At 49.3% G+C, this 14,529-nt stretch carries 12 protein-coding genes and 1 pseudogene; 4 read left to right on the forward strand and 9 right to left on the reverse strand.

The genetic code is table 11. From position 1 onward, the window contains the following. Positions 1-212 (forward strand): annotated as a pseudogene (locus tag AC5I6P_RS00915) (hypothetical protein); the annotation flags it as partial. Positions 213-241: 29 nt separating this feature from the next. Here the strand turns inward: AC5I6P_RS00915 and AC5I6P_RS00920 are convergent. From AC5I6P_RS00920 to AC5I6P_RS00940, 5 genes are all read right to left on the reverse strand, one after another. Then, positions 242-979, reverse strand: coding sequence for a DUF429 domain-containing protein (locus AC5I6P_RS00920; protein WP_495691877.1), 738 nt, complete (start codon positions 977-979; stop codon positions 242-244). A 46-nt stretch (positions 980-1,025) separates the two neighbouring features. Then, on the reverse strand, positions 1,026-1,400 hold the full coding sequence (locus AC5I6P_RS00925; RefSeq protein WP_495691878.1) for a hypothetical protein: 375 nt from the start codon (positions 1,398-1,400) through the stop codon (positions 1,026-1,028). Positions 1,401-1,592: 192 nt separating this feature from the next. Beyond that, a complete protein-coding gene (locus AC5I6P_RS00930; protein ID WP_495691879.1) occupies positions 1,593-2,915 on the reverse strand; it encodes a dihydrolipoamide acetyltransferase family protein in 1,323 nt (440 codons plus the stop codon). Between the two features lie 220 nt (positions 2,916-3,135). Further along, positions 3,136-3,585 (reverse strand): YlqD family protein, encoded by a 450-nt coding sequence (locus AC5I6P_RS00935; protein ID WP_495691880.1) that lies wholly within the window; start codon positions 3,583-3,585, stop codon positions 3,136-3,138. A 56-nt stretch (positions 3,586-3,641) separates the two neighbouring features. After that, positions 3,642-5,567 carry an AMP-dependent synthetase/ligase gene (locus tag AC5I6P_RS00940; protein ID WP_495691881.1) on the reverse strand — a complete coding sequence of 642 codons (1,926 nt, stop codon included), beginning with the start codon at positions 5,565-5,567 and terminating at the stop codon, positions 3,642-3,644. A 448-nt stretch (positions 5,568-6,015) separates the two neighbouring features. Here AC5I6P_RS00940 and AC5I6P_RS00945 point away from each other — a divergent pair, with 448 nt between their 5' ends. Next, entirely contained in the window at positions 6,016-6,186 is a 171-nt protein-coding gene (locus AC5I6P_RS00945; RefSeq protein ID WP_495691882.1) for a hypothetical protein, read from the forward strand. 69 nt (positions 6,187-6,255) lie between these two features. Next, positions 6,256-6,540 (forward strand): DUF427 domain-containing protein, encoded by a 285-nt coding sequence (locus AC5I6P_RS00950; RefSeq protein WP_495691883.1) that lies wholly within the window; start codon positions 6,256-6,258, stop codon positions 6,538-6,540. 257 nt (positions 6,541-6,797) lie between these two features. On the opposite strand, the gene AC5I6P_RS00955 is transcribed toward AC5I6P_RS00950, so the two are convergent. From AC5I6P_RS00955 to recQ, 3 genes are all read right to left on the reverse strand, one after another. Next, positions 6,798-7,508: a GAF domain-containing protein gene (locus tag AC5I6P_RS00955; protein ID WP_495691884.1), complete on the reverse strand. Its 711-nt coding sequence runs from the start codon at positions 7,506-7,508 to the stop codon at positions 6,798-6,800. Between the two features lie 400 nt (positions 7,509-7,908). Next, positions 7,909-10,602, reverse strand: a complete 2,694-nt coding sequence (locus tag AC5I6P_RS00960; protein ID WP_495691885.1) for a DUF3352 domain-containing protein — start codon at positions 10,600-10,602, stop codon at positions 7,909-7,911. A 41-nt stretch (positions 10,603-10,643) separates the two neighbouring features. After that, the gene (gene recQ, locus AC5I6P_RS00965; RefSeq protein WP_495691886.1) at positions 10,644-12,896 is read right to left on the reverse strand and encodes a DNA helicase RecQ; all 2,253 of its coding nucleotides are present in this window, start codon (positions 12,894-12,896) and stop codon (positions 10,644-10,646) included. A 113-nt stretch (positions 12,897-13,009) separates the two neighbouring features. On the opposite strand from recQ, the gene AC5I6P_RS00970 reads away from it, so the two are divergent. Beyond that, entirely contained in the window at positions 13,010-13,144 is a 135-nt protein-coding gene (locus AC5I6P_RS00970) for a hypothetical protein (RefSeq protein ID WP_495691887.1), read from the forward strand. Positions 13,145-13,567: 423 nt separating this feature from the next. Here AC5I6P_RS00970 and AC5I6P_RS00975 read toward each other — a convergent pair whose 3' ends face one another. Further along, complete coding sequence (locus AC5I6P_RS00975) at positions 13,568-14,413, reverse strand: MBL fold metallo-hydrolase (protein ID WP_495691888.1); 846 nt, start codon at positions 14,411-14,413, stop codon at positions 13,568-13,570. Between the last annotated feature and the right edge of the window lie 116 nt (positions 14,414-14,529).

Genomic DNA, 14,529 nt, shown 5'->3' on the forward strand with positions numbered 1-14,529 from the left:
TGAATTCACCGTCCTCACTAGCTTTCCAGCTTCTTAGTTTTGTCAGTCAAGCAGCTCGGACTCCTATCAGCACAACATTACTGCTCACGAAGCTAACTGGGTTTACACCCTTTACACCCATTCTTTTTGCCAGTTTAGTCGGCTTCTTTCTATCTCCCAAAATGCCGTTAATCAAATCTCAATTGCAGTCCAAGCCGCCACTCGCGTCTTGAATTAAACCGAGATTTAGAGGCGTTGTTCTCTAAATCTCGGTCGTTCTTTGCGGAGCCGGAACCACGATATAGCCTTCCTCGCGATCTCCTAACACCAAATTTCTCTCTAAGCCCCAGTACCACCAGTGCGCAGCAACGTAAGCACAGACAAGACTATCCAACTGATCTTCCAGCGCCTTCATCTCCGTGCCTTTCAGCGGAATTTCGGGCAAATCTTGGAGATCCAATTTGGGTTCTAATTGGGGCAAGTCTTCTAAAAGGTGTTGACGGAGTTTCATCAGCCCGGCTCTGCGATCGCTCACGGTTCCCTTTTTGTATTTAATAATTCGCTCCAGCCTAAACAGATGAATCATCGCTGGATGCGGAAACACCTCAATCTGATAGCGCCCTGGCTGTTGAGGCGTAATCTCAGGCGCATGAACAAATTGACGCGCTTCTAAACTTAAACCAAAGCCAACCGTCCGAGCGGCAAACGGCAAACCCAAATTAGCAGGATAACAGCCCGCATGATAACGCCCGAAGAATTGGTGAGCGAGACGATCGGGCAATCTCGTCCCGGTTTGATTGGGGATGAGGATAGGCGCATCGATCGCGATCATGGCAGCATCTGGATCGGGAACCTGCTGGTCAATCCACCTGAAGATGTCGTCAAACGTCTTCTCTCGCCGAAGATCCACCAACGCTAGAGTCTCGCCGTGCAATTCTAAACAACACAACCCACTCGGATTTGAACTCCAGCCCAAATCGACGCCAATGAACTTCATCATGCTGTAGGTTTATCTGCAATTAGCGCGAAGCGCAACGGTTAAGCCACTAGTGATTTTCTTGCTGTCTCAAACGTTCTACCTCTGCCCGAATCGCAGATAGCTGCGCGGTTAATTCTTGCAGTTCCAATTGCACCTCGGTTGACGTTGGCGGTACTTCGGTTGCGGTTGTCGTGACTGTTGTTGGACCACTCACCGCCCGTCGCTCAGCCATAAAATTATCGACATAATTGCGGGCTTCGCGTTCGGTCACTTCGCCTTTGGTTGCCCATTCTTGGGTTAACTCGCCGAGGTCTAATCTCAGTTTGGTAAGATTCGCATCTCGTTTTTGAGGATCTTGAAGAATTTCGACAAGGGAAGCCGTTGCCCCAAGGGTGACGCGAAAGCCCCGTTGCAGCAGTTGCACAACCGTATCAGAATTCATAAGCTTGTCCCAATTCTGCCTATAAAGTGATTCACTGCTTTGATCTTACTGCACTGGCTTCAAGACGGTAGTGACAAGACATTTAAGTTATGAGCCATTTGTCTGATTCCTGGGAAATAGAGCTAAAAAAAGAGACGCATCGATGCGTCTCTCAGGCTGATTCAAGTGATTTGACCCGATTACTCTGACAGACTACATCGTCAGCGATTCGGGATTGGTTTCGATTAGTTTCGCGAGATCTTTTAAGAAGGCGGCAGCATTTGCACCGTAAATGATCCGGTGATCGCAAGTGATGTTAACCTGCATCTGCCGACGAACGCCAAGTAGACCGTCATTTGTCGCCACAACTTGCGGACTCGATCCACCGATCGCAAGAATTGAACCTTGTCCTGGGGGCAGAATGGCATCAAAGGAACTGACTCCAAACATGCCTAAATTAGAGATGGTGAAGGTTCCCGAACTGTATTCATCAGGCTGAAGTTGCTTGGCGCGAGCGCGATCGACAAGATCTTTCCAGTTACGAGAGAGCGAATAGAGGTCTAGCTGATCGGCATTTTGCAATACAGGCGTGATCAGTCCACCATCATCCATTGCAACCGCGATCGCAACGTTAATGCTTGCGTTGAAATGAGTGCCTTGATTAACATAGCTGGCATATAGCAAAGGATGTTTCTGCAACGTCACAGCAACGGCTTTTGCCAATAGTGCCGTCATCGTTACGCCTTTAGACTTGAGTTGCTTATACAGCTTGTCTAAATTGTCTGTTGTGATCGTGTAGCCAACGTGGAACGTGGGAATCTCTAAACTCGCCATCATGTTGCGAACCACGGCATTTTGTAGCGTGGTCATAGGCTGAGTTTGACCCGGTTGAACGGCGACCGCAATCGGCGCAGGTGCAGGACGAGCGGGAGCCGTTGCCGCTACAGGTGCAGCGACGGTTGGGGTTGGAACGGCGGGAACTGGAGCCGAGGCGGGAACTGAAGTAGGAGTTTTGCCTGCTGCTGATTCAACATCTTCTGCCACAATCCGCCCATGAGGACCGCTCCCCGATAGCGTTGCCAGGTCAACCTTGAACTCTTTAGCAAGTTTGCGAGCGCGAGGAGAGGCGACGATCCGATCGCTTCGGACAGGACTGCTGCCATTGCTTCCGTTGCCATTTGCGCTCACGGCTGTTTCCACCACGGCAACCTGCTCTTGATCGGCTGCCGACTGATGCTCTGCTGCTGGTTTTTCACCGCCACCAGATGCCTGCTGTTGCGCCGCTTCGACTTCCGCTTCGGTTTCAGCCAGCAGCGCGATCGCAGCCCCGACCGGAGCCGCTTCTCCAGCAGGAGTGACGATCGCGGCTAAAATGCCGTCGTAGAAAGATTCCACATCCATGTCGGCTTTATCCGACTCAACCACCACAACAGTTTCGCCTTTTTCTACTTTGTCGCCCGGAGACTTGACCCAAGAAACAATTTTTCCCTCGGTCATGGTGGAACTCAGCGCGGGCATGAAAATCTCGTGAATCATGGGAGTTGCTTAGAAGTAGGTCGGCGGGAAGTAGTGAAGGACACACAACAGATACGCCTCTTGCAGATCAAATTCTATCGGATTAGGGTCAAGAATTTGAACCGCAGGCTACAACTAGAAGCAGCAGCGAGAGGCGTGCATTACAGAGGTTATGAAATGCGGCAGGCGATGGAGCAGAACAACGATGGATTACAGTGCGCAGCAGTGTAGGCAAGACAGTTTAAATGTCGCCTCGAATCTCTTCAACGATGCCGTCGCGCAGCACGACCTCTACATCCATTTTTGCGATCAAATTATCTCCCGGTTCAATCCGAAAGACGCTTCCAATCTGAGCTTGAACCACTTCCTGATTCAGATCCAACATCTGCACCTGCTGGAGTTGTTGCAAAATTTGATTTTTCTGCTCAAGCAGTTCACTCTTGCGCTGGTTGAACTGCATTTTGATGCCTTCCATCTGCTGAATGGCGTCTGGTCCAGGCGGTTGAATGCCTTGCCGTTGAACTTCCGATAGGACTTGTTGAAGCTGCATGTCTAGCTGCTGCAACTGACCATCTAACTGGTTGAGTTGCGCTTGGAGTTGCTGTTGGGCTTCGTCTTTCCAGCGTGGGGTGACGATCGCTTTAACGTTGACATTACGCTGGAGCAGCAAATGCGATTTAGAGATTTCCATATGCAGTTCAGGTGTAAGGGCGTGGGGCGTGGAAATTGGGTTTCCGATGTCCCAGTCTACGGTGAAAACATCTCGTTAATCATACCTTGGTAGCGTTCCATCACAACATTGCGGCGAATCTTCAGCGTTTGAGTCAGGAGGTTATTTTCAACAGTGAAGGGTTCGGATAAAAGGCGGAAAGGACCAATGCGATCGTCGGCTCGATATCCGGGACGTTCTTTAACCAATCGGGTTAATTCTTGTCGGTAAAGCTCTTGCACGGCGGCACTGTTGAGGTCAACGCTGTTAAGGCCGGTGCTGTCAGCCGACCATTTTTCTAATGCTTCCATATTCGGCACAATCAGAGCGCCCAGAACTTTCTGATCCTGTCCGACTAACATGATCTGATCGATGTAAGCGCTCCTGAGACAGGCATCTTCAATCGGCTGCGGCTCGATGTTTTCGCCGTTGGTCAGCACGATCGTATCTTTCGCCCGTCCGGTAATGACCAGATCGCTGAACGGTGTCACCATTCCAAGATCGCCTGTATCAAACCAGCCGTCTGCATCGATCGCTTTCGCTGTCGCCTCTGGGTTGTTGTAGTACCCTTTCATCACTTGCGTCCCCCGAATTAAAACGAGTCCTTTTTGACCCACGGGAAGATCTTTGCGGGTTTCTGGATCGACAATCCGGGTTTCGGTGGTGGGTAGGGGTTCGCCGTCTGCTCCGCGAACATTGCGCCACGTTCGACGTACATGTGTGATAGGCGAGGTTTCGGTTAAACCATAGCCCCCGAGAATTTCAATTCCCACAATTTCAAAAAAGTCTTCGAGGTGTTCGGCGATCGAGCCGCCCCCACTGACAACAAATACCAATTGTCCGCCAAGACCGTCGCGGACTTTTTGATAGACCAAGCGATCGCCCAATTCGTGAATGACTTTAAGAGGAGCGGCTTTGAGGGCAGCGATGGCACGGTCTGCACCTGATGCATCCAACTTGTTTAATTTCAATCCTTTTGCAGTTCGCCGTGCCTCAATGTAGCGCTGACTATTCTTTAAAAAGAAGTTGACTAATTTTTGCTTGTTCTCTGGTTGCTCACGAAACTGTTTCTGAATTCCTTCGTAAATCGATTCCCATAGGCGAGGCACACCAACCATGTAGGACGGTTTGAAGTCCTTTAAATCTTTTTTAACAAACCGAATATTGGTGTAAATCTGCGTGCAGCCATTAGAAAAAATGAAATACTCAAACGCCCGCTCGTAGCAGTGCCAAATTGGCAGAATGCTGAGAACCCGCTCTCCGGCTTGAGGTTGAACGACAGTTGCCGCTGCCGCCACTTGATACAGAAAGTTGCCGTGAGTCAGCATTACTCCCTTCGGCATTCCTCCGGTTCCGGACGTATACATTAACGTCGCTAATGTATCGCGGGACTGCTGAACCGGCTGCAAAGGGTAGGTTTTACCGAGATCCAGAACGTCATTAAAACTCAGTGTTTTGAGTTCATCATCGGCAGCCGATTCGTCAGAGAGCAAAATCACAAATTGCAGCGGCAGATCGTCGAGGTTCGGACGAAGTTTCTTGAGCAACTCAAGATCTTGAACGACTAGCGCGATCGCGCCACTATTTTTCAAAATAAACAGCAGTTCTTCCCGGTCTGCCTGTGCGCCGCGTACCACATCCGCCGCGCCCGATCGCATAATGCCTTGATCGGCAACGAGCCAACGCGGGCAGTTGTCGGAGAACAACGCAATTCGCGTCGGAATCTCTTCTTGTGTTGCCGGAATGCCCAACGCCTGTAAGCCTGCAGCAAACTGCTGCATCTGCTCGTATAGCTGGGCGTAAGTTAACTTCACCTCTGGCTTGCTGTGCGGATCGTGAACCGCTGTTACTGTGGCAAACCGTTGTGCAGCAATCGCCCACATTTCAGGCAGCGATCGCACCTGAAAATAGGGAGACTGTTCCAAGCTTGGAACATTGGTAGGGGCATAGGGGGCACGGCTCATGACACAAGCTCCTGGAGAATGAATCGGTAATTTAACGGTATTCTGCCCTCAAATCTAACAACGGCGCGGAGGGACAGAATTTATTGTGGCTTTAATTTGTAGCAACGATGCGCAATGTAATTTTTATTGAGAGATTCAGCGAATTGAGAGCGCTCTAGCTTAGTGATAGCACTGAGTATTTTATTAAGTTGTAAGAGGAATCTGATCTTAATTCTGAAGTCTACGTAAATTCTACACAAGATTCTTTTGTTACCGCGCCTGCTATGTCAGAGTAAACACTGAATTTGTCTATTGAACTTAAGACTGAACTTGCCCCTTGTTCTAACGTTAAGAGTTCAGCATTTCTCGTTTTAAGTGAAGCCGCGATCTCTGCAATGATGCCCCCCAAGGATGAGCGCACGCAATTCTTCTGGAGTTGCGCCAGGAATAAACAAGGGTTAGGGCACGTATGGAAACACAATTAAATAAGGTTGGGTTGGTTGTGGTGATGATCAGCACGATCGCGATCGTCAATGCAATCTCCTACTATTCAAACCTACCCGCAGAGCGGGTAGTATGCGGTGCGGCAGAAGTGTTTCGCTGGAGCGATTGGGCATGTTATGTGCCGCAAGGAGAATAATTTAAGTTGCAGACAGGGGTTGAGATTCGTTAGGCTTCTTCTGAATAGGTTTTAGAAAGGGACAGAACAATGCCGAAAGCAATTTGGAACGGGGCCGTCTTAGCTGAGAGCGATCGCTGCGAGGTCGTTGAGGGAAATCAGTATTTTCCACCAGATGCGATTAAGAGCGAGTACTTTCAGGACAGTAGTACGCATACGTCTTGTCCGTGGAAGGGCACAGCGAGTTATTACGATGTGGTAGTAGACGGGCAGGTTAATAAAGATGCGGCTTGGTACTATCCGTCGGCAAAAGATGCCGCTAAGAATATTGAAGGCTATATTGCGTTTTGGAAAGGAGTGAAGGTCGAGAAGTAGGTTGCCTGTTGCTGACATCTGGTGGCAGCAGATTTTGTAGCGAATATGGCAAATGATAGCAATTTAAAGTACTCGCTACAGATAAAGGGTTGGTAAGGGCATAGCCGTGCTGTACCCTTACGCGGCTCCTGCGGCTGACCTTCTGCGATCGCGAGCAGAGCTTCCTACTTCATCATTGGTAGTGGAGACAGAACTCCCTCTCAGCCTTATGCTTTCATACAGCTTAAGGTCTAAGGTAGAGATTTCCTAAACTTCATTCATTTAGAGTCTTCTAGCAAGATTTCTGCAACCTCAGGAAAATGCTTTTTCAGACACTCATTGCAAATACCGTGCGTAAATTCCACGTCTGAATGCTGCTTAATGAACTTCTCAACAGTTGACCAATAGCCTTGGTCATCACGAATGCCTTTGCAATAGGAGCATATAGGAATTAACCCTTCCATCAGCTTAATTTGGTTGAGCGCTTGAGCCAGTCTTGCAGAGACGCGCCGCAACTCTAGTTGGGCGACGACCTGCCGTGCAAGTGCCTCCAGCGCTGCTTTCTGTAGCTCTGACAACTCTCGCGGTTGGCGATCGATGACACAGAGAGAACCAAGAGCGTGTCCCTCGGGGGCGATCAGCGGTGCGCCAGCGTAAAAGCGAATCGATGGGTCAAATTTGACGAGAGGATTATCCGCAAACCGTGTATCACAGAGGGCATCATTCACCACTAATGTTTCGTTACTCAAGATGGTGTGACCACAAAACGAAATATTCCGAGCGGTCTCATTCACCTCTAAGCCTACCTTGGACTTAAACCACTGCCGCTCCGCGTCCACTAAACTAATGAGGGCGATTGGAACCTCGCAAATGAACGAGGCCAATAAGGTGAAGTCATCATACGCCTGTTCTGAGGGCGTATCTAAGATTTGGTATTGCCTCAGGGCTTCAAGCCTAGCAGCTTCCTGATCAGGTTTTCGTGCTTCCATAGGATGAGTCTCTGTTTGTCCAACAACCGAGGTTGCAGTTGCCAGCAAGGTTTGTCGCTTAACCGATGGATAAACTAGCCATTCCTTGCACTACCTAAATGAGGCTGAGCAGGGCAACCCACTTGAGTTTAATCTCGTACCATAGCAATCCCATATGACTCATGAAATGCAAGAGTTCTGTCCTCTGCCCTTCTCGTGCGAGAGAAGGGCAGAGGACGCCTGCGGCGCAACGCTCCGCAAGGAGGCTGAAGGAGTTCACGACTCAAATTTGACTGCTATATATGACCCTAACGGTCGAGACGGGAAACGAGTCGAAAATGTGATGTTGCTTAATGTGATTAAGGTGCTTTTACTTACCTTTTACTTACAATGTGTTTTGATTGTCTCTGACTATCTACACTTAACTACCGATCGTCTGGATTGCCTTTTCAACTCGTTTCTGAGCAATCGCATCGCCTCGTTTTTTGTAGATTTCTATCGCCTGCTGCAAGTCTTTTAGCGCCCCTTTTTGATCTCCAAGTAACGCCTTGGCAAGTCCCCGATCTTCGTAGTTATAGGCGTAGTCTGGCTCAAGTTCAAACGCGCGATCGCAGTCTTCTAACGCCTTTTTGTCTTTCAAGCCTGCTCTGACATAACAACGACTGCTGTAGTTGGCAGCCGAGTCTGAATTCAAGTTGATCGCCGTGTCGCAGTCTGGTAATGCCGCTTTAAAGTCGCCTGATTCACGGGCACGGGCATAACAGCGAATGTTGTAAGCATCGTTATCAGATGCATCTTGACGAATCGCTTGATCCGCATCGGCGATCGCGCCTCTGTAATCTTCTACGATGCCTCGAAAAGTTGCACGCAGAGTATAGACTCCCAAGGCATCAGGTTCGAGTTGAATGGCTTGATCCAGATCTGCTAAAGCGGCTTCATAGGCAAACTGCGACTCTTGAACTCTCGCCCGTCCACGGTAGGCGGCGGCATTTTTTGAATTGAGTTGAATCGCTTGGGTATAGTCTGCGATCGCGAGTTTGTGCAACTCGGAAGGAAGTTCTTTCTGAGCTTCTGCTTGATAAGCATCTCCTCGCTGTACGTAGGTGTCAGCATTTTCTGGCTCGGCTTTTAGCGCCCGAGTAAAGTTATGAATTGCCTCTGCGGCGTCTCCTTTATCTAGCTTTTGTTGTCCTAACTCCACCAGTTCGCGGCTAGAGATTGGCTCTTTGCGCGTGGTTGCCAGTGCCATAAACCCGTCAGACTGCACCCGTTCTGTATTGATCGACGTTGTTCCGCTAATGCTGCGAATACTCCCTAACGTCGCTTTGAGGTCGTCTAGATAAGGCGTTGGCTTTGTGCCAAAAAATATCGGCAGAATGGAGTTATTCACCAATGTTAGAAATGCACCCCCGTTGACATAGAAATAGCCAGTATTGTTGGTTGGTAGGGGCGCGATCGCAGCCTTAAAATTTGACGATTGCAGTAGGGTTCGATTGGGTTTGACCTCTACTTCAGATAAGGGTGCGCCACCTAACAGCGCTAAAGTATCTGGCTTGACCCATCCGTGCGTCAACACGCTTTTTTTACTGGACGGTAAATCCCAAGTGGTAAACCCTGGCTGAGTATTGACAAACGTTTTGCCAAATTTTCCTTGTACAAATCGATCGAGCTTATTGAGGGCGGTTTCTGCCGCCTTGCGATCGCTGGTTTGAACCATGAATCCGACTCCGAGATCTAGATTTAGCCCAGATGCAGGCAAGAACCCTTCACGAGTCGGATAGGCAAATGTGGCATATTCTCCATCCATCCACGAAAAAATCTCGCGATCGTCTAGCCCAATCAGGCTTTGGCTAAACTGCCGAAATTGCTCCACCTTGGGCTTCAGCGTGGGTTGCGTCTCAAACACGAGCGAGAAGGCTTTCCAAAGTGTAGACAGCCCTCGGCTGTTGGAAACCATGTAGTTTGTTGGTGGAAGCTGCCCGAGAATTTGATTAGGCGTAGTAAACTGTGCCGCCGTTGGCATCGGCTTTACCAAGTTAAATCCCATTTGAAGATGCAGTCCGTCGGGTTCTGCCCAGACATAACCATCGATCGCATCGTAAACACCACCCGAGAGCGATTCTTTAGACAGTTGGGGAAGCTGAAGTCCGGGAGAAAACTTCTGGAGTAGAGCTAAATCGTAAGCCAGAATGGCGGAATAGAATTTTTCATAGTCCCCGTATGCAACCATGAGAGACTTCGCCGTCTGCTTTCGCGCCATTGTGCGCTGAAACGCAGGCAGATTAGATAAAACTTTGTTGGCAGCTTGAGCGTCAATAATCTGCTGGACGGCTTCGGGCGAGGTTGAGCTAATGATGTGATTGGGCAGAACCGCGATCGCGAACCCTTTAGGAGCAAACAAAGAATTTGATAGAACGTCTGACGTTAATTTTGATTTAGGTGGCAGAAGCTCTATTGGTGTTTTGAGATCAGACTGCACGTTGAGCGGCGATGGCTGGGACGGCTCTAGTGGAGATGATTTTAGGTCTTTGTCTAAAATGTCGAGCGGATTTTCAGGTTCCCACTCTAAAATCGTGACGCCTTTGTACTGCCGCTCTTTGACGGATTTGACCCGAGAAGCTTTGACGCGATCGATAAATCGAGCGATGGAAGCAGAATTTTGAGCAGCATCTTTCACCATCGCCACAGTCGTGAGTTGAGGCTGAGCCGCCGGAAGATACACGTAGGCGACCTGCTCACCCAGCCAAGGCTGAACATCGGTGTAGAAATTTACTTTCAGTGGAGCCGGGTAGAGCGCACTCGGAAACGAAAAATCTTTTGGAAAGAAGCCAAATCTGCTGAGACTTTCCCATTTTGCGGCAGTGGTATCGATCAAAATCACACCGATCGCATCGTCAGGCAACAGGTTTGCGATTGGTGCTTCGCGCAACTTCAAAGGAACTGCGATCTGCGCAGTGGCAGGCTTGCTCGCAACGGATTCCGCAATCGGATGGATCAGAGGAGGGGATACAACCTGTGCGACAGGGTTTGCGCCGAAGATGCTAATCGCAGACAAAACAGGCAACAACATAATTCGTCCGTCATCGTTAAAGTGCAAGCGACAGAAATACGCCATAGAGCTTTCAATCTGAGAGCCACTTTAACCTAATCTTTTCGTTACGAATAATTTTTTCTATGCCACGATCGCATGATTTTAATTTCGTCCCAGCCATAGCCCTCACCCAATTCTTCGCGAATATCGGTGAGCGATCCGTCACCCACGCTGCCAATCGCCTCTAGAATCTTTGCGCGGCGATAGCGCGGGACTAAGCGATCGAGATCGACCTCATAGCCCATCTCTAGAAGCTCTGCTAAATGAGTCATCACGGTAGTCAACCGCAGGTTTCGCTGCTCGGCAATATCAGCGGGTTTTGTGCCTTGCTGAAACATCTCAAGCGTGTACAGTTGCGTGTAGGTTGCTTCGTGAGCGCCGGGTGCAACAATCGGAGCATCTAATTTAATAATCTTTGGCGTTGGAATCGGATCAGCGTCAACGGGTAATCCATTCTCTTCGCGAAACTCTTGAATTTCTGCTAAGAATACGTCACCGTATTGTGCGACCTTGCGCGTTCCAACACCAGAAATTTTGAGAAACTGTTCGCGAGTCTGGGGTTGCTGCTGCGCCATGAGCCGCAAACTTGCATTGGAGAACACAACATAAGGTGGAACCGATTGTTCATCAGCTAAGCGCTTCCGCAAGTGTTGTAAGCGGTTGTATAGTTCTTCTGATTCTTTTGTGTCGAGTGATATCGATGGCGTTGCTACTGGTGTTGGTTTAACTTTGTCTACAGCAATTTGAACTTTGCGTTGACCCCGTAAAATTTCCCAACTCAATTCATTCAGCATTAAGACCGAGTAACCGTCTGCCGCTTCATCAATGAGACGCTGATGAACTAGCGATCGCGCTAACATTCTCCATTCTTCGAGAGTGCGATCGCGTCCGATTCCGTAGGTTGAAAGCTTGTCGTGTTGGTTCTTAAGAATGCGTTCTGCCCGCGAACCCCGTAATACATCGATCGTATAGCCAATCCCAAAATGCTGGTTCTTCTGAGCAAATCGCGCCACGCAGGACAAGAACTTCTGCGCTTCGATCGTCCAATCTTCGAGCGGCTTGGGATAGCGGCAGTTATCACAGGTTTCGCAGTTACCTGGAAACTCTTCTCCAAAATAGGAAAGCTGAATCGTCCGACGACATTCGGTTGCTTCAGCGTAGTTAATCACTCGTCGAAGCTGCTGAGTTGCAATTCTTTGTTCTTCTTCTAACGCTTCGCCTGTGGCAGGGTTCACCTTTTGACTAATGAGAAATTCAATGGTGCGGATGTCAGCCGTGCTGAAGAAAAGCGTACACTGCGAGGGTTCGCTATCGCGTCCCGCTCGACCCGATTCTTGATAATACCCTTCGATGTTGCGCGGTAAATCGTAGTGAATGACAAAGCGAACGTCTGGTTTGTTAATTCCCATTCCAAACGCGATCGTTGCCACAATCACTCGCACATTATCCCGAATAAACTGCGTCTGATTTTCGGTTCGCGTTTCTGCATTCAGTCCAGCATGGTAAGGAAGCGCTGCAATGCCGTCTTGCTTTAGTTTCGCTGCTAGTTCATCGACTTTTTTACGACTGAGGCAGTAGACAATGCCTGCACCGGGAGTTTCTTTGATCTGTTTAACCAATTCTTGATACGCCGTCTTTCCTTTCGGGCGCACTTCGTAATACAAGTTTGGACGGTTAAAACTGGAAACGAGAACCGTCGGATCTCGTAACTGGAGTTGCTTAATAATGTCCTCGCGGACTCGCTCCGTTGCCGTTGCGGTCAGCGCCATGATTGGAACCGCTGGATACTGCGATCGCAGACACGACAACTGCCGATATTCTGGACGAAAATCATGTCCCCATTCGGATACACAATGCGCTTCATCAATCGTGATTGACGAAATGCCCACGCGATCGCGAATGTGCGGCAAAACGGCGTTCGTAAAGTCCTCGCTGAGCAACCGTTCGGGCGCGACGTACAGCAGTTTGATTCGCCCTTCCATCACCGCGCGACCGCGCGATCGCCGCTCTTCTGCCGACAGGCTACTGTTCAAGAACGTTGCCGCAATGCCGTTATCGCGCAACAGTTCGACCTGATCTTGCATGAGCGCAATCAGCGGTGATACCACAATCATTAAACCGGGTTTCAGCAATGCGGGAAGCTGAAAACACAGAGACTTGCCGCCGCCTGTTGGCATCACGACGAGCTGATCGCGATTGTCTAAGGCCCGCTCAATGACTTCGCGCTGACCAGGACGAAAGCTGTCGTAGCCAAAGTAATGTTTCAGTGCTTGCTCTAGCGAGACAAATTCAGGTGCAATCGACAGGCTGGAAGTCATTGATAATCCTTGTAATGCACTGCTAATAGAATGTCCTAGCAGACAGAACGGAGACTATTCTAGCTTTTGAACGCCTGGAATAAAATAGAATCAACTCGTTATTAAAGGGCGTTATGAACTTAGAGCTAGCGATCGCAGCCCAGCCACAGGTTCAAGAGCAACGGTTTCTGCTTTCTGGGGTCACTTGGGAACAGCATGAAACGCTGAGAGACTTGTTTGACGATCGACCACGCCTCAAAATGTTCTAGAAAGAAAGCTAGAACTATTTATGCCATCGGAAGACCACGAAGAGATTAAAACAATTCTCGCCCGTTTACTAGAGCTATAGGCAATCGAGAAGAATGTGCGATTGTATGGCTATGGTTCTGCGACCTATCGAAAACCGTCAGAAGAACGTGGAGTGGTAGACGCGTGGGTGATATCGATTCTCTGCGTGATGAAGCAGCTTGGTCAATCGATGTTAATTAGCTGTGACGCTACACTAGGTTGTTTTTGCGCCAAGTCATTTTCTCTTAGCTGAAGCTGTAAATCCTCTCAACTTGCCAGCAGAAGGGTAACGATGCACTTTGCCCCTGCCACCGGGCAGGTGAAAGACCTGCGTGGTGATGCAAAGGTCATCTGCCGTCGCTAAGCTTCACCGTTAGTTCGCGATTTCGCCTCATCAAAATCTTCTACACAACAGGCACAATCATGCCTTCTCGCGCCAAGATGCTGTTGGAATAGGCAGTTTGGACTTCCGCTTCAACGGCGTCTAAAAAATCATCATCGTGGTTCGGGTCGTGATGAAACATGATCACCTTCTTCACGCCTGCTGCTTCCACCACTTTTAAGGCGTGCTGCCAGGTCGAGTGCCCCCAGCCTTCTTTAGACGCCTTCGGATCGTAGTACTCGTCGTCGGTGTAGCAAGCATCGTAAATCAACACGTCCGCGTTGCGAGAGAGATGCACTACATCTTCATCAATGCGATCGGGATAATGCTCAGTATCCGTCGCATAGACAACGGTCTTTCCTTGCCACGTCACCCGGTATCCGATCGCCGTGTTGGGATGATTCAACGGGCCTGTTTCGATCTCGATGTCATCTAATTGAACAGTATCTCCCGGCATCAAATCAGTAAACTTCATCTCCGACTGCATCACTTGCATGGGAACCGGAAAATTAGGATGATGCATCTGATCGCTCAGTCGTTGCTTCATGCCTGCTCCAGTCGGCGCGATGCCACCATAAATGTGGAAGCGATTGCCTGGAATGAACGCTGGCACAAAAAATGGAAAGCCTTGAATGTGATCCCAATGGGAGTGGGAGAAAAACATGTACGCTTCAACCGGCATTTGCTTGAGCAATTGCTTACCCAAAACCCGCAATCCGGTTCCTGCATCGAAAATCAGGCGTTTTCCACCGACCCGCATTTCGACACAGGAGGTATTGCCGCCGTAACGTACCGTGTCGCTACCGGGGACAGCAATACTTCCTCGGACGCCCCAAAATTGAATCAAAAAGTCTGAAATTTGGGTCATATCTAACTCTAGGCTGGTTTCAGGCGTTTACTGAATGGACGAATAGGATTCGGGAGAGTGACATTAGCACCGAATGCCTTATCCCTACACAAAATAGCCAATGTGCCATGAATTGC

This window comes from Myxacorys sp., assembly GCF_059501405.1.

Coding starts and splice junctions, on each gene's coding strand:
- AC5I6P_RS00920 (WP_495691877.1), bottom strand. CDS start 979: ATGATGAAGTTCATTGGCGTCGATTTGGGCTGGAGTTCAAATCCGAGT.
- AC5I6P_RS00925 (WP_495691878.1), bottom strand. CDS start 1,400: ATGAATTCTGATACGGTTGTGCAACTGCTGCAACGGGGCTTTCGCGTC.
- AC5I6P_RS00930 (WP_495691879.1), bottom strand. CDS start 2,915: ATGATTCACGAGATTTTCATGCCCGCGCTGAGTTCCACCATGACCGAG.
- AC5I6P_RS00935 (WP_495691880.1), bottom strand. CDS start 3,585: ATGGAAATCTCTAAATCGCATTTGCTGCTCCAGCGTAATGTCAACGTT.
- AC5I6P_RS00940 (WP_495691881.1), bottom strand. CDS start 5,567: ATGAGCCGTGCCCCCTATGCCCCTACCAATGTTCCAAGCTTGGAACAG.
- AC5I6P_RS00945 (WP_495691882.1), top strand. CDS start 6,016: ATGGAAACACAATTAAATAAGGTTGGGTTGGTTGTGGTGATGATCAGC.
- AC5I6P_RS00950 (WP_495691883.1), top strand. CDS start 6,256: ATGCCGAAAGCAATTTGGAACGGGGCCGTCTTAGCTGAGAGCGATCGC.
- AC5I6P_RS00955 (WP_495691884.1), bottom strand. CDS start 7,508: ATGGAAGCACGAAAACCTGATCAGGAAGCTGCTAGGCTTGAAGCCCTG.
- AC5I6P_RS00960 (WP_495691885.1), bottom strand. CDS start 10,602: ATGGCGTATTTCTGTCGCTTGCACTTTAACGATGACGGACGAATTATG.
- recQ (WP_495691886.1), bottom strand. CDS start 12,896: ATGACTTCCAGCCTGTCGATTGCACCTGAATTTGTCTCGCTAGAGCAA.
- AC5I6P_RS00970 (WP_495691887.1), top strand. CDS start 13,010: ATGAACTTAGAGCTAGCGATCGCAGCCCAGCCACAGGTTCAAGAGCAA.
- AC5I6P_RS00975 (WP_495691888.1), bottom strand. CDS start 14,413: ATGACCCAAATTTCAGACTTTTTGATTCAATTTTGGGGCGTCCGAGGA.